Raw genomic sequence first — 25,392 nt, 5'->3', positions numbered from 1 at the left:
CACGGCATCCTGACATCGGCATCACGTCGCGCCGGTCTTCCACCCTTTGAGAGGAAGTCGTTCGAGGGCACCGAAGGTCGGGCTTTGCTTGGCCGCCAAGGCGCCCCCGCATGCCCCCACAGCCGAGCGCACGCGAAACCACCCTGCTCGATCCTCTAAGATCAACCCATTGCACTTCCATCGGGAAGTCCACCGCCAAGAAATCAAAGGAAAATTGTGTTCAAAAATGTGACCGTCTACCGCATCGCGCCCGGCTGGGCCCCGACACTGGAGGCCATGGAAGCCGCACTCGACGCGCTGCGCTTTGTGCCTTGTGGGGCCTCCCAAGACAAATCGGTGGGCTGGACGGAGCCACGCGGAGAAGCGCATGGCCCGTTGGTGGAATCGGTCGCTGGCCAGCGCATCCTGAAATTCGTGATGGAAACCAAGGCCGTGCCCGGCGACATCGTGCGCGAAAAAGCCCAGGAAGAAGCCGACCACATCGAAGCAACCACCGGCCGCAAGCCTGGCAAGAAAGAAACCAAAAGCCTGCGCGAAGACGCGCTGCAGGCCTTGCTGCCCATGGCTTTTCCGCGCCGCGGCAGCGTGTGGGTCTGGATCGACCCGGTCAACGGCCTGCTGGTCACCGACGCCAGCAGCCAAAGCAAGGTGGACGAACTGGTGACCTCCCTAGTCAACGTGTTCAACGACCTGAACGTCACCCTGCTGCAAACCGCCGTCACGCCGCAAACGTCCATGACGAACTGGCTGTCTGCCGAATCGCCCGACGAATGGCCCAAGGGTTTCAACATTGAGCGGGAATGTGAGCTCAAGTCGGGCGACGAAGAGAAGTCGGTCGTCAAATTCACCCGCCACAACCTCGCCACCGAAGAGGTGCGCAAACACATCACCGAGGGCAAGCTGCCCACCAAACTGGCCATGAGCTGGGAAGGCCGCATTGGGTTCATGCTCACCGAAGCCATGCAGCTGAAAAAGATCGCCTTTCTGGAAGGCGTGTTCGACGACCGCGCCAGCGACGACGAAAGCGGATTCGACACCGACGTGGCGCTCAGCACCGGCGAGCTGCAAAAGCTCATCCCCGAGCTGATCGCAGCCCTGGGTGGCGAACTCGCCTTTGGCGAAATGCCCACCGGAACCACCGGGTCAGCAGTTGAAGCCAGCCCCAACGCCCGCAAGCCCCACGGCGAAGCCGTGACCGCGGTGGGCGAAGGCGACGCACCCTTCTGATTCCCTTGCCCACTGAGCCACCGCCACCATGCCCGCCGCCATCGCCATCTGTCTCGGTGCTTCGCTGGGCGCTCTGGCGCGTTGGCGGCTGGCCCTGTGGTTCAACCACGGCCACGCCCTGATCCCCTGGGGCACGCTGGTCGCGAACTGGGTGGGCGCTTACATCATCGGCATGGCGGTGGTCTATTTCCAGAACCAGACCCAGATCGACCCGGTCTGGCGCCTGGCCATCGTGACCGGTTTTCTGGGTGCTTTGACCACGTTTTCCACGTTCTCTGTGGAAGTGGTGAGCATGTTGCAGCACGGGCGCTGGATGCTGGCGATGGGCACCACCAGCTTGCATGTATTCGGCTCACTGTTGCTCACTTGGGCCGGCATGCGCTCGGTCGCCAGCCTGTGGCCGGTCAGCCTTTGATCAAAACCCCCGCCCCATCCTGCACCTGCACATTGATCGCGATCCCCTCGCGAACGCTCATGGACACCGTGCAAAACGCTTCAAACTGATCCAGCACGCGGTCCAGGTGTTCAATGTCGCTGGCAGGCTGGCCCAGCTCCAGTTTCACGTTGATCGCTTCAATGCGCAGGCGCTTCTCGGCGTTGCGCCCCATCACTGGCGTGGCGGTGGCGACCAGGGTGCCGGGGTCTTGCTTGAATTTTTGCAGCGCGAACAGCAGGCTGGCGCTCAGGCAGTTGGCCACGGCGGCGAGCAGCATGTGGTCAGGGGCTGGGCCGCTGCCCTCGCCCAGGGGTGTGGGCTCATCGGCCAATAAAGTGGGCAAATCGTGCCCAAAATCGACCAAAAACTGGTAGCCCGACTGGCGGGTGATGGTGACGCTGGCGTTTTCGCTCATGAAAAATCTCCTGAGAAGGCGTTGAATCACAACAAGCCTAGCGCTGAAAAACGGCCGTTGATTTGACCTGCCGCAAGAACTCTTTGGGACGCGCGCGCAACTGTCACAACTTTGTCCGAAAATGCTGTCTGGTTGGCGTTCCTGCCGACCGCTGAATCGGCCTGTTCGATACCCACGGCGCCGGTGCGCTTATGGGGGTCAACCCGGACACCGATGCGGTTAAGCTTGACGTGCCGTTACAAAGCTGAGGACACATGACGAGACAACTGGACGACTACCGCATGCGCATGGGCAGCCACGAGCTGGTGCCCATCATGATTGGCGGCATGGGTGTGGACATTTCTTCGTCGGATCTGGCGTTGGAAGCCGCGCGCCTGGGTGGCGTGGGCCACATCAGCGACGCCATGGTGAAAACCGTGACCGATCGCCGCTACAAGACGAAATTCGTCAAAGCCAAGCAGAAGCAATACCAGTACAACGTGGCGTCGGAAGACAAGTCGGACGTGAAGTTCGATCTGGAACACCTGGCCGAAGCCACCCGCATGCACGTGGAAAAGACCATGGAGCGCAAGACAGGCTCGGGCCTGATCTTCATCAACTGCATGGAAAAACTGACCATGAACGCGCCCAAGGAGACCTTGAAGGTGCGCATGAATTCCGCGCTGGACGCAGGCATCGACGGCATCACCCTGGCCGCTGGCCTGCACCTGGGCTCCATGGCCCTGATTGCCGACCATCCCCGCTTTCGCGAGGCCAAGATCGGCATCATCGTTTCTTCGCTGCGCGCCTTGCAGCTGTTCCTGAAGAAGAACAGCCGCCTGGAACGCAACCCGGATTACGTGGTGGTTGAAGGCCCGCTGGCTGGTGGACACTTGGGCTTTGGCATGGACTGGGCCGAATACGACCTGGCAACCATCGTGACCGAGATCGTGACCTGGATGAAAGCCGAGGGGCTCGCCATCCCGGTGATCGCCGCCGGCGGCATCTTCACCGGCTCCGATGCTGTGCGCTTCATGGAGCTCGGCGCTTCAGGTGTGCAGGTCGCCACGCGCTTCACGGTGACCAAAGAATGCGGCTTGCCTGATGACATCAAGCAAGAGTATTTCAAGGCCGAGGAAGACGATCTGGAAGTCAACGAGATCTCGCCCACGGGCTACCCCATGCGCATGATCAAGGCCAGTCCGGGCATTGGCGACGGCATCCGCCCCAACTGCGAAGCCTACGGCTACCTGCTGGACGCCAACGGCAAATGTGCCTACGTGACCTCGTACAACCGCGAGCTGGCGCTGCACCCAGACGAAAAGCGCTTTGCGGTGAAAGACAAAACCTGTCTGTGCACCCACATGCGCAATTTCGACATCTGGACCTGCGGCCAGAGTGCCTGGCGCCTCAAGGACACATCCTTGCGCAAGGACGATGGCACTTACCAGCTGCTGACCGCCGAACACGTGTTCAAGGACTACCAGTTCTCCACCGACGATTCGGTCGCCCTGCCCGAGCCGGAAGTCGAAACGGTCTGATGCCCCCACCGGCGCGGCCAGCTTGCCGCGCCCGCCTGGGCAAGCGCGAGCCCACCTTGGGGTCGGGCGCCGTCTCAATTTGAGAAAACTTGCGCCCAGGTTGGCCCACCCAAGGGTTACACCCAAGGTCACCTGATGTGAGCCATGTTTCACTGTTGTAGGAATTCCACCAACAGGAGACAAGCATGCAGGTTCAACTCAAGGTCAACGGAAAAGCCGTGGCCATCGACGCAGCGCCCAATACGCTGCTGGTTCAAGCGCTACGCGACCACCTCAAACTCACCGGCACCCATGTGGGTTGCGACACGGGGCAATGTGGCGCCTGCACGGTGCTCATGAACGGCAAGGCGGTCAAGTCTTGCAACATGCTGCTCGCGCAAGCAGCGGATTCTGAAGTCAAAACCATTGAAGGCATGGCCGAAGCCGACGGCACCATGCACCCGATGCAAGCTGCATTCAAGGAATGCCACGGCCTGCAATGCGGTTTCTGCACGCCCGGCATGGTGATGAGCGCCATGGACCTGTGCGAACGCCAGCCCAACGCCAATGAACAACAGGTGCGCGAGGGGCTGGAGGGCAACATCTGCCGTTGCACTGGCTACCAGAACATCGTCAAATCCGTGCTGCAGGGTGCAGCGGCCATGAAGTCTTAAGGAGAACAAACATGGGTGCTTCCGACTTTGCCAATTTGCCCCACATCGGGGAATCCGTCCGCCGCAAGGAGGACTACCGCTTTCTGACCGGCGCCGGTCAATACACCGACGACATCGTGCTGGCCAACATGAGCCATTGCTACTTCGTGCGCTCGCCCCACGCCCACGCCAAAGTCCGCAGCGTCAACAAAACCGCTGCACTGGCCGCGCCCGGCGTGATCGGCATCCTGGACGGCCAGGATGTGGCCGCCGACAAGATCAACGGGTTGCCGTGCGGGTGGCTGATCACCAGCACCGACGGCCAGCCGATGAAAGAGCCCGCTCACCCCATTTTGGCTTTGGACACCGTGCGCTACGTGGGCGACCACGTGGCCATGGTGGTGGCCGAAACGCTCGAGCAAGCGCGCAATGCGGCTGAGTTGGTCGAAGTCGATTACGAGCCACTGGGCGCCGTGGTCGATGTGCGCGATGCACAGGCCGCTGGTGCGCCAGCTTCGCACGAAATCGCGCCCGACAACCATTGCTACAAATGGGCCATTGGCGACAAAGGGGAAGTGGACAAGGCGTTTGTGGGCGCTGCCCATGTGACCAAGCTCGACCTGGTCAACAACCGCCTCGCCCCCAACCCCATGGAGCCCCGCGCGGCCATCGGGCACTACAACCGGGCCGGTGACGACTACACGTTGTACGTCGCCAACCAAAACCCCCACGTCGAGCGGCTGCTGTTGACGGCGTTCGTGATGGGCCTGCCCGAGCACAAAGTGCGCGTGATCGCGCCCGACGTGGGCGGTGGTTTCGGAGCGAAAATTTTCCTGTACGCCGAAGACGTGTGCCTGACCTGGGCATCAAAAAAGCTCAACCGCCCCATCAAATGGACCTGTGACCGCTCGGAAGCGTTCTTGTGCGATGCGCATGGCCGCGACCATGTGAGTCACGCCGAGCTGGCCATGGACAAAGACGGCAAGTTTCTCGCTTTCCGTGTGCACACCGACGCCAACATGGGCGCGTATTTGTCCACCTTTGCGCCGGCGGTGCCAACCATTCTTTACGCCACGCTGCTGGCCGGTCAGTACAAGACGCCACAGGTGTATGTGGAGGTAGACGCCTGGTTCACCAACACCTCACCCGTGGATGCCTACCGAGGCGCCGGGCGCCCTGAGGCCACCTACCTGCTGGAGCGCATCGTGAGCCGCGCGGCTTGGGAAATGGGTCTGTCGCAAGACGAAATTCGCCGGCGCAACTTCATCACCGAGTTCCCCTACCAAACCCCGGTGGCGCTGCAATACGACACGGGCGACTTCAACGCCTGCATGGACAAATCCCAGGAGCTGGCCGATGTCGCCGGTCTGGAGGCTCGCAAGGCTGAGTCGAAATCCAAAGGCTTGCTGCGTGGTGTGGGCTACTCCAGCTACATCGAAGCGTGCGGTCTGGCTCCGTCCAACGTGGCGGGTGCGCTGGGCGCGCGCGCTGGCCTGTTCGAGTGTGGCGAAGTGCGCGTGCACCCCACGGGCAGCGTGACGGTGTTCACCGGCTCGCACAGCCATGGCCAAGGCCACGAAACCACGTTCGCGCAGGTTGTGGCCGCTCGCCTGGGCCTCACGCCCGACCAGGTTGATATTGTTCACGGCGATACCGGTCGCGTGCCTTTCGGCATGGGCACTTATGGCTCGCGCTCCATCTCGGTGGGCGGCGCGGCCATCATGCGGGCGCTCGACAAAATCGAAGCCAAGGCCAAGAAAATTGCAGCCCACCTGATGGAGGCCAGCGACACCGATATCGACTTTGCCGGCGGCGAATTCAAGGTCAAAGGCACCGACAAGATGGTCACTTTCGGCCAGGTCGCGTTGACCGCCTACGTGCCACACAACTACCCGCTCGACAAGCTGGAGCCGGGCCTGAACGAAACCGCGTTCTACGATCCGACCAACTTCACCTTTCCGGCCGGCACCTACATCTGTGAAGTGGAGATCGACCCCGCCACCGGCGTGGTGCGCGTGGACCGTTTCACGGCTGTGGATGACTTCGGCACCATCATCAACCCGATGGTGGTTGAAGGCCAGGTGCACGGCGGTGTGGTGCAAGGCATTGGCCAGGCGCTGATGGAACACTGCGTATACGACCGCGAAACGGGCCAGCTCGTGACCGGTTCCTACATGGACTACACCATGCCTCGCGCCGATGATTTCCCCAACATCGTGATCGGCCATGTGTGCACGCCTTGCACCACCAACCCGCTCGGCACCAAAGGTTGCGGCGAAGCGGGGGCCATCGGTTCACCGCCTGCCGTCATCAACGCCGTGCTTGACGCGCTGGCGCCGCTCGGTGTGAAAGACATCGACATGCCCGCCAGCCCGAACCGGGTCTGGCAAGCCATCCAAAACGCAAAAGCCTGAGGAGAATACACATGTACGCATTCGCATACGAACGCCCCGCCTCCATGGCAGACGCGCTGGCCAAGATCTCGGCCGGTGGCCAAGCCTTGGCCGGTGGGCAGACCCTGATCGCTTCGCTCAAGCAGCGTCTGGCCCAGCCGGAAAGTCTGATCGACCTGGCCGGCGTCGCCGAGCTCAGCGGCATCAAAAAAGACGGCAACTCACTGGTGATTGGTGCCATGACGCGCCATGAGACCGTGGCCGACAGCGCCGATGTGCAAGCCATGATCCCCGCGCTCGCCGCACTCGCAGGCGGCATCGGTGACCGCCAGGTGCGGGCCATGGGCACCATGGGCGGGTCGGTGGCCAACAACGATCCGGCTGCGTGCTACCCCAGCGCCGTGCTCGGCCTCGGTGCCACCGTGCAAACCAACAAACGCAGCATCGCCGCCGATGACTTCTTTCAAGGCATGTACACAACCGCGCTGGAAGAAGGCGAACTGATCACCGCGATCCACTTCCCTGCCCCGCAAAAAGCGGCCTACGCCAAGTTCCGCCAGCCGGCCTCGCGCTTTGCACTGGTCGGCGTGTTTGTCGCACAAACGGCCAACGGTGTGCGCGTGGCGATCACGGGCGCAGGCAATGGCGTGTTCCGCCATGCGGGGCTGGAAGCGGCCCTTTCCAAGAGCTTCACCCCTGAGGCGGTTGAAGGCGTGGCCATCGATGCAGGTGAGCTCAATGGCGACCTCCACGCCAGTGCCGCTTACCGCGCGCAGTTGGTCAAGGTTCAAACCCAGAAAGCAGTGCAGCAAGCCAATGGTTGAACCTGTTTCCGGATTTGCAAGCATCGATGAACTGACCCACGCCCTGCAAGGCGTGGGTTACCACGCGCCGCGCCAGCTCGCCACTTCCGTTTATCTCGCCATGAAGCTGCAGCGCCCGCTGCTGCTGGAAGGCGAGCCGGGCGTGGGCAAAACCGAGCTGGCAAAGGCGCTGGCCAAAGTGCTGGGTCGACCGCTGTTGCGACTGCAGTGTTACGACGGCATGGAACAGCGCGAGGCCTTGTATGAATGGAACCACACGGCACAGCTGCTGCACATGCGCGCGGCACAAGACACCAACACCGCCGATGAGATCGAGCGCGAGGTGTACCAGCCCCGCTACCTGATTCGCCGACCGCTGCTGCAAGCGTTGCAGGCGCCCGCGCCGGGCGCGGTGTTGCTGATAGACGAAGTCGACCGGGCCGACGAGCCCTTCGAGGCGTTCCTGCTGGAGTACCTGGGCGAATACCAGGTGAGCATCCCGGAGCTGGGCACAATCAAAGCCGAAGTCGCCCCTTTGACCATTCTCACCAGCAACCGCACGCGCGACCTGAACGACGCCGTGAAACGCCGTTGCCTGTACCAGTGGATGGACTACCCGGAGCGCGAACGCGAGCTGGCCATCGTGCAAAGCCAGGTGCCCGAAGCCGGGCCAGCGCTCACCGAGCAGATCACGCAATTCGTCTCGCGCTTGCGCTCCATGCCATTTGTCAATGCCTTTCAGCGCAGCCCCGGCATTGCCGAGAGCGTGGAGTGGGCCAAAGCACTGGTGGCGCTGGACACGCTCACGCTCGACCCCGAGGTGGTGCAAGACACGGCCGGCATTTTGTTCAAACAGCGTGAAGACGTGGCCGCGCTCATCCCACTGATCGACGAGTTGCTGCAACCCGATCCCGCATAGAAGCGCCATCCCCATGATGAAGCTCGGCGACGCCCGCAGCGGCAAGCTGCCCGACAACATCACTGGTTTTGGCCGTGCGCTGCGCCGCGCGGGTGTGCCGGTGGACAGCAGCCGCATCGCCCTGGCCATCGATGCCGTCGGTCTGGTCGGTATCGAGCGCAAAGACGATCTGCACGCGGCACTGCGCGCGGTCTTCGTGAGCCGCCAACAAGACCTTGAGGTCTTTGATCAGTTGTTTGATGCCCTCTTTCGCAATCCAGAGCTTGCGCAACAGCTGCTCGCCCAGATGTTGCCCAAGGTGCGCCAGGGCCAGCCGCCAAAGCGCAAGGCCCGCGTGCAGGAAGCCTTGGCTGCGGCCAGGACGCCCGCCGAAGGTCCGCGCAAAGAGAGCGAAATTCAGCTGGATGCGGCCATGACTGCGAGCGATCAGCAGCGCCTGCGCCATGCGGACTTTGCCACGCTCAACGCCAGCGAATTCCACCTGATCGAACGGCTGGTGCGCGATGTGCCCATGCCCTTGCCCCCGGTGCCCGGCCGGCGCACGCGGGCGGGCACGCGGGGCCAGCGCCCACACTGGGCCGCCGCCCTGCAACAAGCCCGGCGCTTCGAGGGCGAGCTGCTCTGGTTGCCCAAAAGGTCCCGCCGCCCTCAAGCCTTGCCCCTGCTGGTGCTGGTGGACATCTCTGGCTCCATGGAACGCTACGCGCGCTTGTTGCTGGCTTTTCTGCACAACGCCACACACGGCCGCCCGCGCGCCGCTTTTGCCTTCGGCACCGACCTCACCGATCTGCGGCCGGCTTTCCGCCAACGCGACACCGACCACATGCTGGACATGGCCAATGCCGCCATCGCCGATTTCGCCGGGGGCACCCGCCTGGGCGCATCGCTGACCACCTTGCGCGAACGCCATGCGCGCACACTGGTGGGCCGGCGCACGGTTGTGTTGCTCATCAGCGATGGTCTGGACACTGGTGAGCCCGAGGCCCTGAACCAAGAAGTGGTCTGGCTCAAGCGCCACTGCCGACAGCTGCTGTGGCTCAACCCGCTGCTGCGCTTTGATGGCTACGCGCCTTTGGCGAGTGGTGCTCAGGTCTTGCACCAACACGCCGATGGCATGCTCGCCGTGCACAACCTCAGCCGCCTGGAAGACTTGGCGCAAGCCATGGCCCAGCTCATGCGGCGCTGACCCCATATTCTCACAATCGATCCAACTGGAGATACCCACCATGGACATGACCGGACAACGCGTACTCAAGGCCTCCCAGCAACAAGCCTGGGAAGCCTTGAACGACCCCGAGATCCTGAAAGCCTGCATCCCTGGCTGCAAGAAATTCGAACCTGCTGGCGACAACGCCTACACCGTCACCGCGGGCATCAAGATTGGCCCTGTGGCCGCCACTTTCAACGGCAACGTACAACTCACCGACATCGTGGCCCCCACCAGCTACAAGCTCAACTTCGACGCCCAAGGCGGCGTGGCCGGCTTCGGCAAAGGCGAGTCGTCGGTCGAACTCAAACCGCTGGACGACGGCTGTGAACTCAACTACACCGTGCACTCCACCGTGGGCGGCAAGATCGCGCAAATGGGGCAGCGCCTGATCGACGGTGTGGCGAAAAACATGGCCGAAGACTTCTTCAAACGCTTTGAGGCCGAACTGGAAAAGCGTTTCCCACCAGCAGACAATGCCGGGGCGGCCGACAATGGCGCGGCACAAACCGCCATCGTCTCCTCCAGCAGCGGTGTGGGCGGCATGCCCACCTGGGTATGGGCTGCAGGCGCCGTGGCCCTTGTTGTCATCATCTGGCTCGCCTCCCGCTGACAAGACCAAAACCACCGACATGGAAAACCTCGATCTCACCGTTCTGCGTCACCTCCTGCAATGGCGCCGTCAAGGGCAAAAGGCCTTGCTGGCCACAGTGGTCCGCACCTGGGGCTCATCCCCCCGCCCGGTCGGCTCCATCATGGCGTTGTGCGAAAGCGGCGCCGTGGTGGGATCGGTCTCGGGCGGTTGCATCGAAGACGACCTCATCTACCGCTACAGCCGCGCCAACACGCCAGAGGGATCGGTTGCTGTGGTGGGCATCACCCACGACATCCCTGCAGGCCCACCCGAGCGTGTGACCTACGGCGTCACCGCCGACGAAGCCCACCGGTTCGGCCTGCCTTGCGGCGGCACGCTGGAGTTGCTGCTGGAATTCAACCCCGATGTGGCGCCGCTCGAGACCCTGGTGCAGACGCTGACCGAAGGTCACATGATGGAGCGCCACACCCAGATCGCCACAGGGCAAGTCACCCTGGTGCCCGCCACCCAGCCGCAGGCCCTGCACGACGATGGCACCACCCTGCGCAACAGCTTCGGCCCCGAGTACCGAATGCTGTTGATCGGCGCCGGTCAGCTCACCGAATACCTCGCCACCATGGCGTTGTTTTGCGGCTTTGCCGTGACCGTGTGCGACCCGCGTGAGGAATACCGCGGCAACTGGCAGGTGGCGGGGGTGAAGCTCGAAGCGGGCATGCCTGATGACGTGGTTGCCGCTTTCAATCTCGACCGGCGCACCTGTGTCATTGCCCTCACCCACGACCCCAAGCTCGACGATCTCGCCCTGCTGGAAGCTTTGGGCAGCGAAGCCTTTTATGTGGGCGCGATCGGGTCGCGCCGCAACAACGAAGCCCGACGCGCCCGCATGATTGAACACTTCGAGCAGACCGAAGAAAGCCTGGCCAACATGCGCGGCCCCATCGGCATCTACATCGGCAGCAAGACCCCCCCCGAGATCGCGGTGAGTGTGATGGCCGAAGTCCTGGCTCTGAAGAACGCCGTCCCCCTGCCGCGCGACATGCAGGTCGGCCCCGCGAAGGAACAACTGCACCCGGGAACCGGCTCGGCAGCCGTGTGTTTCTCCAGCCAACGGGCCGCTTGAAATCAGCACTACCGCCCGCGCCCTGCATCGTGATCCTTGTCGCGGGTTCGGGGATAAGGCAGCAGCCAACAGGCGCTATCCATGCCAGCGGCCAGTCCAGTCAGAAGCGCTGGCGCCTCGCCTCATCCAGGCTGCAAGCAAATCGAACGGTGATCGTGCTCTGAACGCAAGTCCAGGGCGGTGGCGGCGGGCCAGCTTTGCAGAATCAAACAATGGCGCGCCAAACACCTGCAATCTTGAATGCCATGTCGAGTTGCAAGCGTTGAGAGACGCCACAGGGCAGGACCGAAAATGGCCCCCAATACCGGACAAAATCCGGGAAAACCCTTGATCAACAGCGCGCGCAGGCCCATGCACAAGCCGCACAAAACTGATTAAATGTCAGTCGACCTGCTTCTGACAGGGCCGGGAGCCTGCGCGGCAGAAGGCATCGAAGCAAAATGCGCGAAAACCGAGGATTGTGTGGTGCTACCGACAAGCCCAGGGTGGGCCTCTGGGCGCAGCAGGGGGTACCGCAGGAGACTGGTTTATCGTGGATTGCAACCGATGCGCCTTCTACCGCGCCGACACCCAGGCTGATCCATCCAAAAGAGCCGCACTTTCGCATGCCCCACAGCAGCCCCACACTGTCCACCGAGCCTCAACGGCTGGACGCCATCGAACAGGCCCGGCAATCAGTGCTGCGTGCCCGAAGCGACCGTGCCCCGCCGAGTCTGGCCGCAGGCATCGAGCGGTCGTGGCGACGCTGCCTGGCGATGGGGCACGAACCCGATCGCCCGGTCACCTTCAACGCCGTTTCCGAGGGCAGCACCCGGCGCGCACTCGATGCCAGCCGCCTTCTGCTGCAGGCGGCGGCTCCGGTGGTGCGCACGCTCACCCGGGCCATGCTGCACACCCGCTACTTCGCCATCCTGACCAACGCCGACGGCGTGGTCATCGATGTGCATGGCCCGGTGAACCGCAGCGATCCACCCGCGGCCGCTCTGGCCCGCTTGGGCATTGACCTGTCGGAAACGGCCGTCGGCACCACGGCGATCGGTACCACCTTGGCCGAACAGCAGTCCGTCTGGCTGCACCGGGGCGAGCATTTTTTCCAGGACAACGTGGTATTCAGCTGCGCAGGCGCGCCAATCTGCGGGCCCGATGGCCGCTGCGTGGGCATGCTCGACCTCACCGGCATCAATGTGGTTGAACAACCCGCGCTCAAGCACCTGGTCACGCAATCGGCCCGCAGCATTGAAAACGCGCTCACCCTGGCGCAACCCCACCGCTTGCTTTTGCGCCTGAACTGGCCGGGTCGCGTCCTGGGCGACGACAGCGACGGGCTGGTGTGCCTGGACGCCGATGGTTACCTCACCGGCATGAACCGGTCAGCGACCGAGATGTTGAGCGCAACGCCGGCAACCATGGCGGCGCACGCGGACAGCGTGTTCGCGATCAACTGCGCGGAACTGTTCGATGCCGCCAACCAGCATCGGGGGGCCTTTGAAGTGCCCTTGTGGTCGGGTCTGCGCCTGTTCGCGCTCGCCCAACCCCACTCGTCAGCGCCCATAGGCCACGGCATGCCTGGCCAGGCCGTGCCGCTGAGGGACCACGAAACCTCGATCATCCGCAAGGCTGTGGAAGACGCACAAGGCAATGTCGAAGCCGCAGCGCGGGTGCTGGGCATCAGCCGCGCCACGGTCTACCGCCGCTTGCAGTCAAAAAAACCATTGAGCTGAGCGATCAGCTGCACGGCGTCACGGTGCGGCGGGGGCCATGCCCTGTTGATGAAGCCTCTTCAGCGAACCACGCCACGCCAGGGGCCCCTACCACTCATGGCAAGCCCGTTCCTGCGCGGCGAACCACACGGCGCAACACCTCCAGCGTATCGGGCTCAGTGCCCAGGTGGCCGGATCGGGTCAGGTGCAATCGCTGGATTTCGGCGATGCGCGACCCCATGGCGGCCCACGCCTGGCTGTTGGCGCTGGGACAAACCGCGTCGAACCGGCCATGCACCCAGTCGATCGCCACGCCAGCCTCGACCGCAGTGCGCACCGCGCGGTCCAGCTCACCCGGCCGCACAAAGCCGCGCTTGCTCAGGTAATGCCCTTGAACGCGATATTTGGCGCGCAGCCGCCGGTCCATGGGCGAGCTGCGCGGCGACGCGCGTTGCGCCTTGGCGCGGCGCAGGCCGCGGCTCAAAGCCGCCGCGTCGCGCCGGATGCGCACGCCCAGTCGCGCATCACCTTGCGCCGCAGCATGGCGCAGGCTGCGGCGCAAACCCAGCACCGCGCAGGCCATCTCCAGGATGTTCCACCGACGCACAGCGCGCAGCGATGCAACACCAAGTGTTCCACTTTGAACCAGTCGGCGCAAAACAGCTAAAACCCCTGGCACGCCATAGCCCGGCGCGCGCGGCCAGCCCGCATCCGGCCCTGCCACTTGCGCCACACGCTGCCTGGGTTGCAACAGCCCCGCCAGCTCGCGCCGGCTGACCGCAAACGCGCCTCGCAAAACCATGCGCTCAACGCGCTGCGGGTGGCGCAGCAGATAAGCCAATGCCACCACGGTGCCCCACGATCCGGCGATCACATTCCACCGCTCAACACCCAAGTTTTGGCGCAATGTTTCGAGGTCGGAAACCAGCGCAGCCGTTGTGTTTCGGACCGTTCGACCCTTGGGTTTGCTGGCGCCAGCGCCGCGTTGATCGGGTGCGATAGCCCAATGCCTGGTGAGATCCAGGGGCCGCAACATGCCCGGTTGAGCGCTCGCGCCCGGCCCCCCATGCAACAGCAACCAGGGCTCGCCGGCGCGGTTGCCCACCACACGATAAGCCATGCGATGGAGCGGCGCAACAGCGAGAAATTCGGGTGCAGGCCAAGTGGTGAATGATGAAGATGGAGAGGGCATGTTCGGTCAATCTGAGTAGTTACCCTGAGAAGTCACGACGGGGGTGGTTTCTGCCTTTGATGTTGCGTATATTGAAAGCGCTTGCCCAGCAAAATTGCAGTCAAGCAAACATTCATGTTTCAAGCCAGCTTCAACAGGAGACCGACTATGCAGTGGACCACCCCGACCTTCACCGACCTTCGCTTCGGATTCGAAATCACGATGTACATCGCGAACCGCTGAAATTCAGCGGTTTCTTTGAAAAGCGCACGGGTGTACAACGCGTGCGCTTTCTCTTTTTGATTTTCCCGATTCACTTGTAGAGGTTCAAGGCAGTCTATGCGCATCCAGGTACTCGGCTCATCCGCGGGCGGCGGCTTCCCGCAGTGGAACTGCAATTGCACCAATTGCGATGGTCTGCGCCAAGGCCGCATTCAGGCCCGCGCGCGCACCCAATCGTCAATCGCCATCAGCGCCACCGGCCAAGACTGGCTGCTGGTCAACGCATCGCCCGACATCCTCCAGCAAATCGCGCAAACGCCGGCGCTGCAGCCCGCCCGCGCCGTTCGCGACAGTGGCATCGCCGCCGTCTTGCTGATGGACGCCCAGATCGATCATGTCACCGGCCTGCTCATGCTGCGCGAGCGGCAGACCCCGCTTCCGCTGCTGGCCACACCCGAAGTGTTGTCCGACATTTCCGATGGCTTTCCGATCACCCGCATCCTCTCGCACTATTGCAAGGTGGCCCCCACCGAGCTGCCCATCGATGGCCGCACCACCGATATTCCCGGCCTGCCCGGCGTGCAGGTGCAGACCGTGGCGCTGTCATCCAAGCCTCCACCGTACTCGCCCTTCCGTGGCAACCCTCGCCCGGGCGACAACATCGGCCTGCTGGTGCACAACCCTGCCACCGGTGCGAAAGCGTTCTATGCGCCCGGCCTGGCCGCCGTCACGCCCGAGCTGCTCGACATCATGGGTGGCTGTGATGTGATCATGGTCGATGGCACCTTCTGGACCCACGACGAAATGCAACGGGAAGGCCTCTCTAAAAAGGCCGCACTCGACATGGGCCACCTGCCGCAAAGCGGGCCAGGCGGCATGATCGAGCAACTCGACAAATTGCCCAAATCGGTTCGCAAGATTCTCATTCACATCAACAACACCAACCCCATGTTGATCGAAGACTCGAAAGAGCGCGCCTTGCTCACCGAACACGGCATCGAAGTCGCTTTCGATGGCATGGAGGTGGTGCTGTGACGCCCCTGCGTCGCCTCGGAGGGACTGTGGCCATGAGCGGGCCAAAGGTCCGTCCCAAAGCATGAATTGAAAGCTCCGTTGACCGCCGCCGCCCTCAAAATACATCTCGACAGGAATCCGATCGTGGAGCTTGCCCATTCCATTCGCACCGACGGCCACTTGCCCGCCTGGGATCCAACCGCATTTGAAGCACAGCTGCGCGACAAAGGCCGCAGCTACCACATTCACCATCCATTCAACGTGCGCATGAACACGGGTGGCTGCACACCCGACGAGATCCGCTGCTGGGTGGCCAACCGCTTCTACTACCAGATCTGCATCCCGCGCAAAGATGCGGCCATCCTGGCCAACATGTCCGACCGCGCCCACCGCCGCCTATGGATAGAGCGCATCCTTGACCACGATGGCCATGGTGATTTTGAAGGCGATGCCGCCGGCGGCATCGAAGCCTGGACCCGGCTGGGCGAAGCTGTGGGTATTTCGCGCGAAGACCTGTGGTCGTTGCAAGGCGTGGCGCCCGCCGTGCGCTTCGCATGCGATGCCTACGTGAATTTCACCGCCAAGGCACCCTGGCAAGAAGCCGTCTGTTCCTCGCTGACCGAAATGTTCGCACCGCAAATCCACAAAGACCGGCTGGCCACCTGGCCCAAGCACTACCCGTGGATCGAAGCCACCGGCCTCACCTATTTCCGCAGCCGCATCCCGCTCGCCGGTCGCGATGTGGAACACGGCCTGCGCGTCACGCTGGAACACTTCACCACCCGCGCCCAGCAACACCGCGCCCTCGACATCCTTCAGTTCAAGCTGGACATTTTGTGGTCCATGCTGGATGCGATTGAAAAAGCCAGTCAACAATGAGTTCCCCTGTGCCGCTTTGCGTCTTCCCCCTGCAAGGGGGACCACACCGGTGGCCTGGGAAAAGCCAGTTCCACGGTGTGTGCTGGGTCGCACCCCATGCGTTGGCACAACAATCTGGAATACGAAATGAGTGAAACTTCTTTGATACCTGATCGGCCCAAGCTTTCGCGCCGCTTCCGCTTGCAGTATGAAGAAGCGCAAAGCCGCTGGGTGTTGCTCTACCCCGAGGGCATGGTGCAGCTCAACGACAGCGCGGCGGAAATCTTGAAGCGCTGCGATGGCCTGCGCAGTTTGCAGGCGATTGTTGCCGAGCTGGAAACGGCGTTCGGCGCTCAAGACCTGAAGCCACAAGTCGTGTCATTGCTCGAGGAAGGACAGCGCCGTGGCTGGATCGAATAAAAGCACCGTGACCGCCTCGGCTACGCCATCGCGCTCGGCCCAGGAACCCAAGCTGTGAACACATCGCCTGTTGCTGCCGGCCCCCCCCTGTGGTTGCTCGCCGAGCTGACTTACAAATGCCCGCTGCATTGCGTGTTTTGCTACAACCCCACACAGCAAGCGCACATCCGCGAAGAGCTCACCACTGGGCAATGGGTGAGCGTGATGCAGCAGGCGCGCAAGCTCGGCGCGGCGCAGCTGGGCTTCTCAGGCGGCGAGCCGCTGTTGCGCGACGACCTGGTGGAACTGGTGCAAGAAGCGCACCGCCTGGGCTACTACACCAACCTCATCACCTCAGGCGTCGGCCTCACGCCCGCCAAGGCGCAAGCGCTCAAAGACGCCGGACTTGACCACGTACAGCTCTCGTTCCAAGACTCCACCCAGGAACTCAACGACTTTCTGAGCCACACCAAAACGTTTGAACTCAAGCAGCGCGTGGCGCGCCTGATCAAGGAGCATGACTGGCCCATGGTGCTCAACTGCGTATTGCACCGCCACAACCTGCCCCATGTGGGCAAGATCATCGAGATGGCCGTGGCGCTCGAGGCCGAATACCTGGAGCTCGCCAACACCCAATACTACGGCTGGGCCTGGGTCAATCGGGACCACCTGATGCCCACGCGAGAAGAACTGGAAGCAGCCGAGGCCGTGGTCACCCGATTTCGCGAAAGCCAGGAAGGAAAAGCCGGGCCCAAAACGCGCGTGCTGTTCGTGGTGCCCGACTATTTTGAGGAGCGCCCCAAGGCTTGCATGAACGGCTGGGGCTCGGTTTTTCTCAGCATCGCACCCGATGGCCTGGCCATGCCTTGCCACAACGCGCGCGACCTGCCCAACCTCGCCTTGCCCAACATCAAGGACACCTCCATCGCCGAAATCTGGCAGCGCAGCAATGCCTTCAACGCCTTCCGGGGCGACAGCTGGATGAAAGCCCCCTGCCGCAGCTGCGATGAGCGCCACAAAGACTTTGGCGGTTGCCGCTGCCAGGCCTTCATGATCACCGGCGATGCAGCAGCAGCCGACCCGGTGTGCAGCAAATCGCCCCACCACGACAAGGTGGTTCAGCTGGTGAAGCAAGCCCCCGCGCGACGCAACATCCCCATTGTGTTCCGAAGCGACGATGCATCGCGCCATTTGCACCCGGCCGCAAAAGACACCTGACACGGCCAGTCACTTGTTGGTGAGCCGCTAGCGCCGGGGGCGCAGCCCTAATGCCTTCACGCCAGTAGCCCATAGAAGCCTCGGCGATCCCCGCCGATCAGGCCGATCCTTTTTGCCGAATCCAGCCCCGCTGCGGGTCGTAGCCCCACAGCGCGAGCACAAAAAACACCGCCCCACAACCCAGCACCACCGCCCAGGACAGACCATGAAACTGGCCCACGCTGGCGTAGCGGATGGCTTCTACGGCGTAGGTGAACGGGTTGAATTCCGCCAGCTTCAGCAGCCACCAGGCGCCCGATTCCTCCAGTTTCCACAGCGGATACAGGGCCGAGCTGATGAAGAACATAGGGAAGATCACGAAGTTCATCGTGCCCGCGAAGTTCTCCAGCTGCCGCACATACACCGACAACATCAGCCCCAGCGCGGCCAACATGGTGGCCGCGCTGATCATGGCCAACAGCAGCGGTGGCACTGTGGCCCAGGGTATTTCCACGCCGAACAGCGCGGCGATCACCAGAAACACCCCCATCTGCAAGACCGAGAGGCAGGTGCCCGCCAGCAGCTTGAACGCCAGCAGCCAGGCGCGCGCCAGCGGCGCCGTCAGCAGGAGGCGCATCACACCCATTTCGCGGTCGTACACCATGGAAAGCGAGCTCTGCATGCCGTTGAACAAAGCCACCATACCCAGCAGGCCGGGCACCATGTAAGCCTTGTATTCAATGTACGTTTCATAGGGTGGCACGATGGCCACACCAAAGACATTGCTGAAACCCGCCGAGAACACCACGAACCACAACAGCGGCCGAACCAGCGCCGAGCCCAGACGCGAAGGCTGTCTCAAAAAGCGGTTGAGTTCACGGCCCACGACCGCACGCAGCGCCCGCGCCAGATGCATGGGCAGCGAAGGCGCCGCGAGATCGGAGGTCAGGGTTGGGCTTTGCATGTGCTTTCCTTTTGATCAACCCCCAAGGTGTCGAGCACCTCAACCGGGTGCAAGACGCCGTCAACCGGAGCGGTGGCGACCACGCCGTCCACATGGCTCAGGAACAACGGCTGGCGCAACTGCCCGTCCCAGGGCCGAAACGACAGGCGCGTCCCTTTGAAACCGTCCACAAAAACCGTACCGCCGCGCAGGGCCTTGAGCTGCTGGCCCACAGTGGCCTTGGGGTTGTCCACCAAGACGGCTGTCACCGAGCGCACCGCCATCCAGGCCGCCCAGTCCTGCCCGCGCATGGGGCGTTGCGCCAGCTTGAAAAAGCGGCGCGAGAGTTGCGGTCCACCGTAGCGCTCCCATTGCGGATGCCAGGCCATCGCCATCAGCCCGTTGGCGCCCACGACCGGACGCGGCCATTGCGTGGCATAGGGCAAGGCTCGCGCGAACTCGCCATCGCTGTCCATCACGGCGACCACATCGTGATCGCGGTCGCCGGTGAGCAAGCGTGTGTTGGCCAGATCGCGTTCGCGCGGATCACCGCTGAGCTTGAAAGGCCGCGTTTGCGTGGTCTTGATGCCGTAACGCTTGGCCGAGCGCGCCCAGGCCTGGCCCTGCAACGCGTCGCCCGGCAGCGGGCCCTGCAACACCAGCGCCTTGCGCCAGTTGCGCGCGGCCAGGTACTGCGCCAGCGCATCGCTCATCATCAGTCGGCTGGGGTAGGTGTGCAGCAAGGCGGCGGCGCAGTCTTCGGCGCGAAGGCTGTCGTCGTCCAGTCCGGCGTTGAACACCACCGCGCCGCCCAGCGCGGCCGGCGCCGTCTGAACCAGCTGGCGCATGGCGGCCAAGGGCAAGTCGGCGATCACATGCTGTACCTTGGCCGCCTTCAGCTCCGCCAGGGCTTTGGGCAAAGCTGCCGCGTTGGGCAGTACCACATCGCGCACCTCCAGCGCCATGCCCTCGGCATCCAGCTCGAACGATGAATCGTCCGCACCCAACCGCGCCCCATCAACCGCCCGGCCCGCGGGATGGCCCGGGTAAGCACGCTCCTCTCGCCGCGCGCCATAGCGCGCATCGTCGGCCAGAGAAATCACGGCAACTGTGACCTTGGTGACGGCCTCTGCAGCAGTCGAGACAAAGCAAGCGGCCGAGAGCAACGCCACAACGACGGCGCGCGAGTACCACCAACCCAGAACGCCGTGGAACCGGCTCCGCCGGGCCGCCAGCGTTGCCCCTTGTGGGGCGGAGCGAAGCGAAGGGGGGGAGCCGGTCATTTGACCAATACCGTGTGCGGCACGCGACCAGCCGGCACCGTCTTGATCGCCTTGCCGCTGGCGGTGTCGATGAGGGTCAAGTCATCGGACAGGCCATTGGCCACGTACAGCGTCTTGCCGTCGGGATGCAAACGCAACCCCCAGGCCCGTTTGCCCACCAGCACCAGCCGCTTGACGGCGTGCGTGGCGGCGTCGACCTCGGCCACGTGATTGGCCTTGCCCAGGCCCACCCAGACCGAGCGGCCATCGGGGCTGATGGTCATGCCCACTGGCGTGATGTCGCTGGTCCGCATGCCCTTCACCTCAAACTGGATGGTTTGCTTGAGCGAACGGGTCTTGGTGTCGACCACGCTCACCGACGCATCCAGCTCGTTGGTCACCCACAGCTCGGCGCCCCCGGCGGCGAGCACGAAGCGGCGCGGCCGCTTGCCCACCTTGATGTTCTTGACCACCTTGTGGGTCGTGAGATCGATTTCATGAACCAGATTGGCCACCTCGGAGGTCACATAGGCCGTCTTGCCATCAGGTGTCACCAGCACACCTTCGGGTTCCCCACCGGTCTGGACCTCGAACGCCAGCTTTTTCGTGGCCAGGTCGTAGGCAGCCAGAACGTTCTCGTCTTCAATCGACACATAGGCCAGTTTGCCGTCTGGGCTGAGCGCAAACATTTCCGGACTGTCCCCCAATGGAACACTGCCCGCCAAGCGGCCTGTTGCCACATCGACCAGCCCGAGCGCATTGCTGTCGCCACAGACCACCATGATTTGCTTGTGGTCCGGGCTGAAGGCCATATCGCGCGGGCGCTTGCAGACATCGATCTGGCCCTGGCGATCGCCCTGCGCGTTGAACACGTAGATGGCGTTGTCCTTCTCACTGGACACATACACCGTGCCTGCGCCCTGTGCCTGAGCCCCGCTGGCAACAGCAGCACACAACACGGCCCACAAAGCCCAGGCGCGCCGGGCCGGGGCGGATCGATGAATGGTCTTTGTCATCCAGCTTGTCTCCTTGTTTTTTGTCATCGATGATCGTACCGGCTGGCGCCACCCCTGTCTGGATTCGCCTGTCGCCTGTGCCGCCACGGGACACTCGGGCTGCAAGTACAGTGCCAGAAGCACAGAGACAAAACTGGCCCACACCCGGCACCACAAGACTGCCGCGCAGCCACACAACACCGAGACAACGCTACACCGAAAGGCCGCCCATGCGCCGCACCGATTTTCCAAGCCCCCGACCACCCTACGCAGGCACCCGGCCAACCTCGCGCCGCGAATGGCTGGGCTTGGGCCTGGGCAGCGCTGTGCTCGCCGCCGCAGGATGGCCGGCCCGGGCGGCGACCCACCGCTCATGGCCTGAGCGGCCAATCACCCTGATCGTGCCCTGGCCCGCTGGCGGCCAGACCGACCTCACCTTGCGCATCCTCTCTGACGAGGCCGAAAAATGGCTGGGGCAAGCCATCGTCGTCATGAACAAACCCGGCGCCGGAGGCACGCAGGTGGCCCCGGCGCTCAAGATGGCCAATCCCGACGGCTACACCATCGGCCAGGTGCCGATCACGGTCTACCGCTACGCGCTGATGCACAACGTGCTCTGGGATCCGGTGGCAGACCTCAGCCCCATCTTGCAGGTCTCGGGCGTGAGCTTTGGCGTGCTGGTCCCGAGCAGCAGCGCCTGGAACAGCTGGGCGGATCTGGTCGCCTGGGCCAAGAAGCACCCAGGCGAACTCATCCTCGGCTCCACCGGCGTGGGCACCACCGCCCACCTTGCCACGGAGGAACTGCTGCGGCAACACAAGGTTGAATACGTACACGTTCCCTACAAAGGCACGGCCGACCAGATGCTGGCCGTGGCCAGCGGCCGTCTCATGGCGGGCGTCAATTCGACAGGGTTCGCGCCCTGGGTCGATCAGGGCAAGATGCGCATCCTTGCCCTCTTCAGCGCCGAGCGCAGCCCGCGCTGGCCCGAGGTGCCTACGATGCGCGAGCTGGGTTACCCGCAGGCGGTCTACACCTCACCCTGGGGCCTCGCCGCGCCGCAAGGCACGCCCCCTGATGTCATTGCCAAGCTGCACGATGCCTTTCGTCAAGCCGTGTTCAGCCCACGCCACCGCGAAGCCTTGGCCCGCTTTGACCAATCGATCAACTACCTCAACACCGCTGACTACCGGGCTGCGGTGCTACAAACGGTGGAACAAGAACGACAACTGCTGGGCCGCATGAACCTGCTGGCCAAGCCCCCTCAATGACAATATCCGCCCTGCTCCAGGCCACCGACCTCCACAAAGCCTACAACGGCAAGCCCGCGCTCAAAGGCGTGAATCTGTCGCTAGAGGCGGGCGAAATGTGCGCTCTGCTTGGCCCCAATGGTGCTGGCAAGTCCACGCTGCTGCAACTCCTCACGGGCCTGTTCAGCCCCGATCAAGGGCGCATCACAGTGCTCGGCCATGACATGCGCACCCACCCGGCACAGGCGCTCTCAGGCCTGGGCGTGGTGTTCCAGCAAAGCGCGCTGGACATGGATTTGCCCGTGATGTCCAACCTGTTGTTCCACACCGACTTGCATGGCATACCGCGCGCAATCGCCCGCGCACGCATCGACGAAGGCCTGAGCACCATGGGCATCAACGATCAGGCTCGCGCCGTGGTGCGCAGCCTTTCAGGCGGCACGCGACGCAAGGTGGAACTGGTGCGCGCCCTGCTGCACCGCCCCCAGGTGCTGCTGATGGACGAAGCCACCGTGGGCCTGGACCCGGGTTCGCGCCAGCAGTTGCTCGAGACCGTGCGCGGCCTTTGCCGCGAGCGCGGCATGGCAGTGCTCTGGGCCACCCACTTGATTGAAGAGGCGCAAGTGGCCGACCGGCTGTTGTTGCTGCACCAGGGCTCGGTGCGGTTTGATGGCACCCTGCCCGACTTCATGGCCGCCGCTCAGGGGCAGGACTTTCAAGCCGAGGTGATGCGCCAGCTGGAGAAAAAGGGCCTGTAAAGGCAACGATAAAGCAGCCAGCCTGGCCATACTTTGCGGTGCCGGACCACCGCGATCGGGTGTGAAACGCCATGCGCTCGAGGCATCCCCATCCGATCCAGTCAGGACAAACCAATGACCAGGGCCGATGCAGCCATCCAGGCACACGCCGCGTCACCCACCTGCAAGCTCAAACCCTGCTCAGTGAATCCGACCCAGGACCCGCCTCCGTCAAGCGCCAAAGAAACCTCCTGGCGCCGCGCTCCAGATGAACAACGCTGTACGCGCCCTGGCAGGCTGCACATTTCGTTCACCGCGGTGGGCAACGCGTCGTGCACAGCTGGGTGCACAGCCACTGCCGTCGCCTTGCACATGACCAGCACCGACAGTCCCGCATGCAGACCAAGCAAGTCCGAGCTCTCCCGTGTCACGCTCGCTGACAGGTGAAACCCACCTGCAGTGCGCAACCGAACCGTGACCAGGAGACCGGCATCGGCCTGCTCTATCCCCGCCAGAATCGTGCAGGGCAACTGATTGCGCATGCTGGTGCGCAAACCCAAGCCCCCTGCCAGCCCCGGATGTCCAGAAAATTGCGCCAACACGTGTCGGCGGGCCTGCGCCAGTTCGTCGGCCAGCGCCAACAGCTGCAAGCCGTCTGGTGTGATCCTGGCGCCACCGCCGCCAGCGCCGCCCACCGTTCGTTCCACCAGTTCTGCTCCACTCAAGGTGGTGAGCGTGTCGATCGCCTGCCAAGCGGCTTTGTAGCTGACACCGGTTTCCCGCGCCGCCTGGGAAATCGATCCCGACTGCGCAACCCGGCGCAACACCTCCAGCCGTTTGTCGCTGCTGGTGTGGCCCAAGGCTTCGTTCAAGGCGTCTGGATGCATGGCCGCATTGTGGCAGTCGAGCCCACGCACCGATCAAGGGGACTAGACTTCAGCAATTCGGTGTTTTGTAGCGAAGCATCGCTTTTACTTTCACCCCCTTTTTTGCATCGGAGCCCACCATGTCCATCCGCTCTTTCCTGACCGCCTTGACACTCATGCTCAGCGTGGGCTTTGCCCTGGCCCAGGACAAGGTCAAAGTGGTCTACCACTTCGACAACACCGAGGCCCAGGCCACCGCAGGCTTGCGCACGCTGCGCAACTACATGGACACGGCGCCCGACACCCAAATCGTGGTCGTGGCCCTGGGCGACGGCGTGCGTTTCCTGCTGGAGGGTGCCAAGGACAAAAAGAACAACGACCTCCAATACGGCCCGTTGATTTCCGACCTCGTCGCCAAAGGCGTGACCTTCGAAATTTGCGAACTCACCATGCGCGCCATGGACCTGAAGAAAGACCAGTTTGTGCTGGACGCGGGGTTCACCCCCTCGGGCGTGGTCCGCATCGGCCAGCTGCAATTTCGCGATCGTTACGCCTACATCAAGCCCTGAACCCGAAAACGGCATCCGATCGGCAGAGGCAGTCGCCCGCGGCTGCTTTCTGCATGCGCTGGGACACTTGTCAGGCAGCCGCCGCTGGCCACCGGGCAAGCCCCCATGCCGGTAAACCACAAACAGGCGCTATTCCAATTTAGAATAGCGCCTGTTTGTGGTTTACAGGACCGTTTGCCCATGTCCCTCACCCGCCATTGTCTCTACTTCCTCTCCGGAGTGCTCGCTTCTGCCGTGTCGAGTCATGCAACCGCCGCGCAGGCCCAGATCGCCGTAGCGGCCAACTTCGCCCAGCCCATCAAGGCCGTGGCGGAACTGTTGAACAAAACCACCGGCCATACCGTGCAAATCACGCTGGGATCCACCGGCAAGCTGTATGCGCAGATCAAAAACGGTGCACCGTTTGACGCCTTTCTCGCCGCCAACACCGAGGCGCCCGAGCGCCTGGAAAACGAAGGTTTGGCCCTACCGGGAAGCCGGTTCACCTACGCAACGGGCAAACTGGTGCTGTGGTCATCCCGCCCCGACCGGGTTGACCCCAGCGGCGCGGTGCTCAAACGACCGGATCTGGGCAAAGTGGCCTACGCCAACCCCAAAACCGCACCCTATGGCGCGGCGGCCCTTCAGGTGATGGACGCCCTCGGGTTGAGCGCGACCTTGGCGCCGAGCCTCGTCATGGGCGAAAGCATCGGGCAGGCCTACACGTTTGTCTACAGCGGCAACGCCGACGTGGGCTTTGTGGCCCTCTCTCAGGTGCTGGAGGGCGGCCGACTCAAGGGTGGTTCCATGTGGCAGCCGCCCCAAAACCTCTACGCCCCCATCAAACAAGACGCGGTGCTGCTCCAGCGGGGATCCGACAACCCGGCCGCCGTGGCCCTGATGAAACTGCTCAAGAGCCCTGAGGTCCAGACGCTGATCGGCGCCTACGGCTACGAGCCTTGA

26 protein-coding genes are annotated in these 25,392 nt (G+C 63.3%); 20 read left to right on the top strand and 6 right to left on the bottom strand.

Annotated features, from left to right (window positions below):
* The first annotated feature begins 216 nt into the window (after positions 1-216).
* Positions 217-1,227 carry a recombination-associated protein RdgC gene (locus E5678_RS01760; protein ID WP_136176940.1) on the top strand — a complete coding sequence of 337 codons (1,011 nt, stop codon included), beginning with the start codon at positions 217-219 and terminating at the stop codon, positions 1,225-1,227.
* A gap of 28 nt (positions 1,228-1,255) precedes the next feature.
* On the top strand, positions 1,256-1,642 hold the full coding sequence (crcB, locus tag E5678_RS01755; RefSeq protein WP_136176939.1) for a fluoride efflux transporter CrcB: 387 nt from the start codon (positions 1,256-1,258) through the stop codon (positions 1,640-1,642).
* On the opposite strand, the gene E5678_RS01750 is transcribed toward crcB, so the two are convergent.
* Positions 1,632-2,078, bottom strand: a complete 447-nt coding sequence (locus E5678_RS01750; RefSeq protein WP_136176938.1) for an OsmC family protein — start codon at positions 2,076-2,078, stop codon at positions 1,632-1,634. The two genes, crcB and E5678_RS01750, sit on opposite strands and share 11 nt — an antisense overlap.
* A gap of 254 nt (positions 2,079-2,332) precedes the next feature.
* Between E5678_RS01750 and E5678_RS01745 the strand changes: the two genes are divergently transcribed.
* From E5678_RS01745 to E5678_RS01705, 9 genes are all read left to right on the top strand, one after another.
* Positions 2,333-3,598 carry a nitronate monooxygenase gene (locus E5678_RS01745; protein WP_136176937.1) on the top strand — a complete coding sequence of 422 codons (1,266 nt, stop codon included), beginning with the start codon at positions 2,333-2,335 and terminating at the stop codon, positions 3,596-3,598.
* 185 nt (positions 3,599-3,783) lie between these two features.
* A complete protein-coding gene (locus tag E5678_RS01740) occupies positions 3,784-4,251 on the top strand; it encodes a (2Fe-2S)-binding protein (protein ID WP_136176936.1) in 468 nt (155 codons plus the stop codon).
* A gap of 11 nt (positions 4,252-4,262) precedes the next feature.
* Complete coding sequence (locus E5678_RS01735; protein ID WP_136176935.1) at positions 4,263-6,644, top strand: xanthine dehydrogenase family protein molybdopterin-binding subunit; 2,382 nt, start codon at positions 4,263-4,265, stop codon at positions 6,642-6,644.
* Between the two features lie 11 nt (positions 6,645-6,655).
* Positions 6,656-7,447 carry a xanthine dehydrogenase family protein subunit M gene (locus E5678_RS01730; protein WP_136176934.1) on the top strand — a complete coding sequence of 264 codons (792 nt, stop codon included), beginning with the start codon at positions 6,656-6,658 and terminating at the stop codon, positions 7,445-7,447.
* Positions 7,440-8,345, top strand: coding sequence for a MoxR family ATPase (locus E5678_RS01725; RefSeq protein WP_136176933.1), 906 nt, complete (start codon positions 7,440-7,442; stop codon positions 8,343-8,345). Before E5678_RS01730 ends, E5678_RS01725 begins: the two co-directional genes overlap by 8 nt.
* 16 nt (positions 8,346-8,361) lie before the next feature.
* On the top strand, positions 8,362-9,531 hold the full coding sequence (locus E5678_RS01720; protein ID WP_136180580.1) for a VWA domain-containing protein: 1,170 nt from the start codon (positions 8,362-8,364) through the stop codon (positions 9,529-9,531).
* 40 nt (positions 9,532-9,571) lie between these two features.
* A complete protein-coding gene (locus E5678_RS01715; protein WP_136176932.1) occupies positions 9,572-10,165 on the top strand; it encodes a carbon monoxide dehydrogenase subunit G in 594 nt (197 codons plus the stop codon).
* Positions 10,166-10,184: 19 nt separating this feature from the next.
* Positions 10,185-11,267 (top strand): XdhC family protein, encoded by a 1,083-nt coding sequence (locus tag E5678_RS01710; protein WP_136180579.1) that lies wholly within the window; start codon positions 10,185-10,187, stop codon positions 11,265-11,267.
* Between the two features lie 605 nt (positions 11,268-11,872).
* Positions 11,873-12,988: a helix-turn-helix domain-containing protein gene (locus tag E5678_RS01705; RefSeq protein WP_136176931.1), complete on the top strand. Its 1,116-nt coding sequence runs from the start codon at positions 11,873-11,875 to the stop codon at positions 12,986-12,988.
* Between the two features lie 94 nt (positions 12,989-13,082).
* Here E5678_RS01705 and E5678_RS01700 read toward each other — a convergent pair whose 3' ends face one another.
* Positions 13,083-14,087: an alpha/beta fold hydrolase gene (locus tag E5678_RS01700; RefSeq protein ID WP_168708465.1), complete on the bottom strand. Its 1,005-nt coding sequence runs from the start codon at positions 14,085-14,087 to the stop codon at positions 13,083-13,085.
* Between the two features lie 219 nt (positions 14,088-14,306).
* Between E5678_RS01700 and pqqA the strand changes: the two genes are divergently transcribed.
* From pqqA to pqqE, 5 genes are all read left to right on the top strand, one after another.
* Positions 14,307-14,381: a pyrroloquinoline quinone precursor peptide PqqA gene (gene pqqA, locus E5678_RS01695; protein WP_136180578.1), complete on the top strand. Its 75-nt coding sequence runs from the start codon at positions 14,307-14,309 to the stop codon at positions 14,379-14,381.
* Between the two features lie 96 nt (positions 14,382-14,477).
* Positions 14,478-15,395 (top strand): pyrroloquinoline quinone biosynthesis protein PqqB, encoded by a 918-nt coding sequence (gene pqqB / locus E5678_RS01690; protein WP_136176929.1) that lies wholly within the window; start codon positions 14,478-14,480, stop codon positions 15,393-15,395.
* A 123-nt stretch (positions 15,396-15,518) separates the two neighbouring features.
* Positions 15,519-16,253, top strand: a complete 735-nt coding sequence (gene pqqC / locus E5678_RS01685; protein ID WP_247596879.1) for a pyrroloquinoline-quinone synthase PqqC — start codon at positions 15,519-15,521, stop codon at positions 16,251-16,253.
* 126 nt (positions 16,254-16,379) lie between these two features.
* Positions 16,380-16,652, top strand: a complete 273-nt coding sequence (pqqD, locus tag E5678_RS01680) for a pyrroloquinoline quinone biosynthesis peptide chaperone PqqD (RefSeq protein WP_136176928.1) — start codon at positions 16,380-16,382, stop codon at positions 16,650-16,652.
* A 54-nt stretch (positions 16,653-16,706) separates the two neighbouring features.
* Positions 16,707-17,849, top strand: a complete 1,143-nt coding sequence (gene pqqE / locus E5678_RS01675) for a pyrroloquinoline quinone biosynthesis protein PqqE (protein ID WP_136176927.1) — start codon at positions 16,707-16,709, stop codon at positions 17,847-17,849.
* A 97-nt stretch (positions 17,850-17,946) separates the two neighbouring features.
* Here pqqE and E5678_RS01670 read toward each other — a convergent pair whose 3' ends face one another.
* From E5678_RS01670 to E5678_RS01660, 3 genes are read right to left on the bottom strand one after another with little or no spacing between them, the layout of a single operon-like run.
* Complete coding sequence (locus E5678_RS01670) at positions 17,947-18,792, bottom strand: ABC transporter permease (protein WP_210731967.1); 846 nt, start codon at positions 18,790-18,792, stop codon at positions 17,947-17,949.
* The gene (locus E5678_RS01665) at positions 18,774-20,054 is read right to left on the bottom strand and encodes an ABC transporter substrate-binding protein (protein WP_136176926.1); all 1,281 of its coding nucleotides are present in this window, start codon (positions 20,052-20,054) and stop codon (positions 18,774-18,776) included. The genes E5678_RS01670 and E5678_RS01665 overlap by 19 nt, the downstream gene beginning before the upstream one ends.
* Positions 20,051-21,049 carry a PQQ-dependent catabolism-associated beta-propeller protein gene (locus E5678_RS01660; protein ID WP_136176925.1) on the bottom strand — a complete coding sequence of 333 codons (999 nt, stop codon included), beginning with the start codon at positions 21,047-21,049 and terminating at the stop codon, positions 20,051-20,053. Before E5678_RS01660 ends, E5678_RS01665 begins: the two co-directional genes overlap by 4 nt.
* 209 nt (positions 21,050-21,258) lie before the next feature.
* Here E5678_RS01660 and E5678_RS01655 point away from each other — a divergent pair, with 209 nt between their 5' ends.
* The gene (locus E5678_RS01655; RefSeq protein WP_136176924.1) at positions 21,259-22,299 is read left to right on the top strand and encodes a tripartite tricarboxylate transporter substrate binding protein; all 1,041 of its coding nucleotides are present in this window, start codon (positions 21,259-21,261) and stop codon (positions 22,297-22,299) included.
* On the top strand, positions 22,296-23,036 hold the full coding sequence (locus E5678_RS01650; RefSeq protein WP_136176923.1) for an ATP-binding cassette domain-containing protein: 741 nt from the start codon (positions 22,296-22,298) through the stop codon (positions 23,034-23,036). Before E5678_RS01655 ends, E5678_RS01650 begins: the two co-directional genes overlap by 4 nt.
* A 101-nt stretch (positions 23,037-23,137) precedes the next feature.
* Here E5678_RS01650 and E5678_RS01645 read toward each other — a convergent pair whose 3' ends face one another.
* Positions 23,138-23,902, bottom strand: coding sequence for a LysR family transcriptional regulator (locus tag E5678_RS01645; protein ID WP_136176922.1), 765 nt, complete (start codon positions 23,900-23,902; stop codon positions 23,138-23,140).
* A gap of 119 nt (positions 23,903-24,021) precedes the next feature.
* Between E5678_RS01645 and E5678_RS01640 the strand changes: the two genes are divergently transcribed.
* Positions 24,022-24,450, top strand: a complete 429-nt coding sequence (locus E5678_RS01640) for a DsrE family protein (RefSeq protein ID WP_136176921.1) — start codon at positions 24,022-24,024, stop codon at positions 24,448-24,450.
* A 180-nt stretch (positions 24,451-24,630) separates the two neighbouring features.
* A complete protein-coding gene (gene modA / locus E5678_RS01635; RefSeq protein ID WP_136176920.1) occupies positions 24,631-25,392 on the top strand; it encodes a molybdate ABC transporter substrate-binding protein in 762 nt (253 codons plus the stop codon).

The organism is Hydrogenophaga sp. PAMC20947 (assembly GCF_004795855.1).
In the GTDB taxonomy this organism is placed as follows: domain Bacteria; phylum Pseudomonadota; class Gammaproteobacteria; order Burkholderiales; family Burkholderiaceae_C; genus Hydrogenophaga.
This window is presented reverse-complemented; position numbering and strand designations above follow the sequence as displayed.

What these genes read in the sequence shown, in the direction of transcription:
- E5678_RS01670 (WP_210731967.1), bottom strand. Translation starts at nt 18,792, where the DNA reads ATGCAAAGCCCAACCCTGACCTCCGATCTCGCGGCGCCTTCGCTGCCC.
- E5678_RS01730 (WP_136176934.1), top strand. Translation starts at nt 6,656, where the DNA reads ATGTACGCATTCGCATACGAACGCCCCGCCTCCATGGCAGACGCGCTG.
- E5678_RS01700 (WP_168708465.1), bottom strand. Translation starts at nt 14,087, where the DNA reads ATGGCTTATCGTGTGGTGGGCAACCGCGCCGGCGAGCCCTGGTTGCTG.
- E5678_RS01750 (WP_136176938.1), bottom strand. Translation starts at nt 2,078, where the DNA reads ATGAGCGAAAACGCCAGCGTCACCATCACCCGCCAGTCGGGCTACCAG.
- E5678_RS01665 (WP_136176926.1), bottom strand. Translation starts at nt 20,054, where the DNA reads ATGACCGGCTCCCCCCCTTCGCTTCGCTCCGCCCCACAAGGGGCAACG.
- E5678_RS01745 (WP_136176937.1), top strand. Translation starts at nt 2,333, where the DNA reads ATGACGAGACAACTGGACGACTACCGCATGCGCATGGGCAGCCACGAG.
- E5678_RS01735 (WP_136176935.1), top strand. Translation starts at nt 4,263, where the DNA reads ATGGGTGCTTCCGACTTTGCCAATTTGCCCCACATCGGGGAATCCGTC.
- E5678_RS01715 (WP_136176932.1), top strand. Translation starts at nt 9,572, where the DNA reads ATGGACATGACCGGACAACGCGTACTCAAGGCCTCCCAGCAACAAGCC.
- crcB (WP_136176939.1), top strand. Translation starts at nt 1,256, where the DNA reads ATGCCCGCCGCCATCGCCATCTGTCTCGGTGCTTCGCTGGGCGCTCTG.
- E5678_RS01720 (WP_136180580.1), top strand. Translation starts at nt 8,362, where the DNA reads ATGAAGCTCGGCGACGCCCGCAGCGGCAAGCTGCCCGACAACATCACT.
- E5678_RS01655 (WP_136176924.1), top strand. Translation starts at nt 21,259, where the DNA reads ATGCGCCGCACCGATTTTCCAAGCCCCCGACCACCCTACGCAGGCACC.
- pqqD (WP_136176928.1), top strand. Translation starts at nt 16,380, where the DNA reads ATGAGTGAAACTTCTTTGATACCTGATCGGCCCAAGCTTTCGCGCCGC.
- modA (WP_136176920.1), top strand. Translation starts at nt 24,631, where the DNA reads ATGTCCCTCACCCGCCATTGTCTCTACTTCCTCTCCGGAGTGCTCGCT.
- E5678_RS01705 (WP_136176931.1), top strand. Translation starts at nt 11,873, where the DNA reads ATGCCCCACAGCAGCCCCACACTGTCCACCGAGCCTCAACGGCTGGAC.
- E5678_RS01660 (WP_136176925.1), bottom strand. Translation starts at nt 21,049, where the DNA reads ATGACAAAGACCATTCATCGATCCGCCCCGGCCCGGCGCGCCTGGGCT.
- E5678_RS01645 (WP_136176922.1), bottom strand. Translation starts at nt 23,902, where the DNA reads ATGCATCCAGACGCCTTGAACGAAGCCTTGGGCCACACCAGCAGCGAC.
- E5678_RS01725 (WP_136176933.1), top strand. Translation starts at nt 7,440, where the DNA reads ATGGTTGAACCTGTTTCCGGATTTGCAAGCATCGATGAACTGACCCAC.
- E5678_RS01710 (WP_136180579.1), top strand. Translation starts at nt 10,185, where the DNA reads ATGGAAAACCTCGATCTCACCGTTCTGCGTCACCTCCTGCAATGGCGC.
- pqqB (WP_136176929.1), top strand. Translation starts at nt 14,478, where the DNA reads ATGCGCATCCAGGTACTCGGCTCATCCGCGGGCGGCGGCTTCCCGCAG.
- E5678_RS01650 (WP_136176923.1), top strand. Translation starts at nt 22,296, where the DNA reads ATGACAATATCCGCCCTGCTCCAGGCCACCGACCTCCACAAAGCCTAC.
- E5678_RS01740 (WP_136176936.1), top strand. Translation starts at nt 3,784, where the DNA reads ATGCAGGTTCAACTCAAGGTCAACGGAAAAGCCGTGGCCATCGACGCA.
- E5678_RS01640 (WP_136176921.1), top strand. Translation starts at nt 24,022, where the DNA reads ATGTCCATCCGCTCTTTCCTGACCGCCTTGACACTCATGCTCAGCGTG.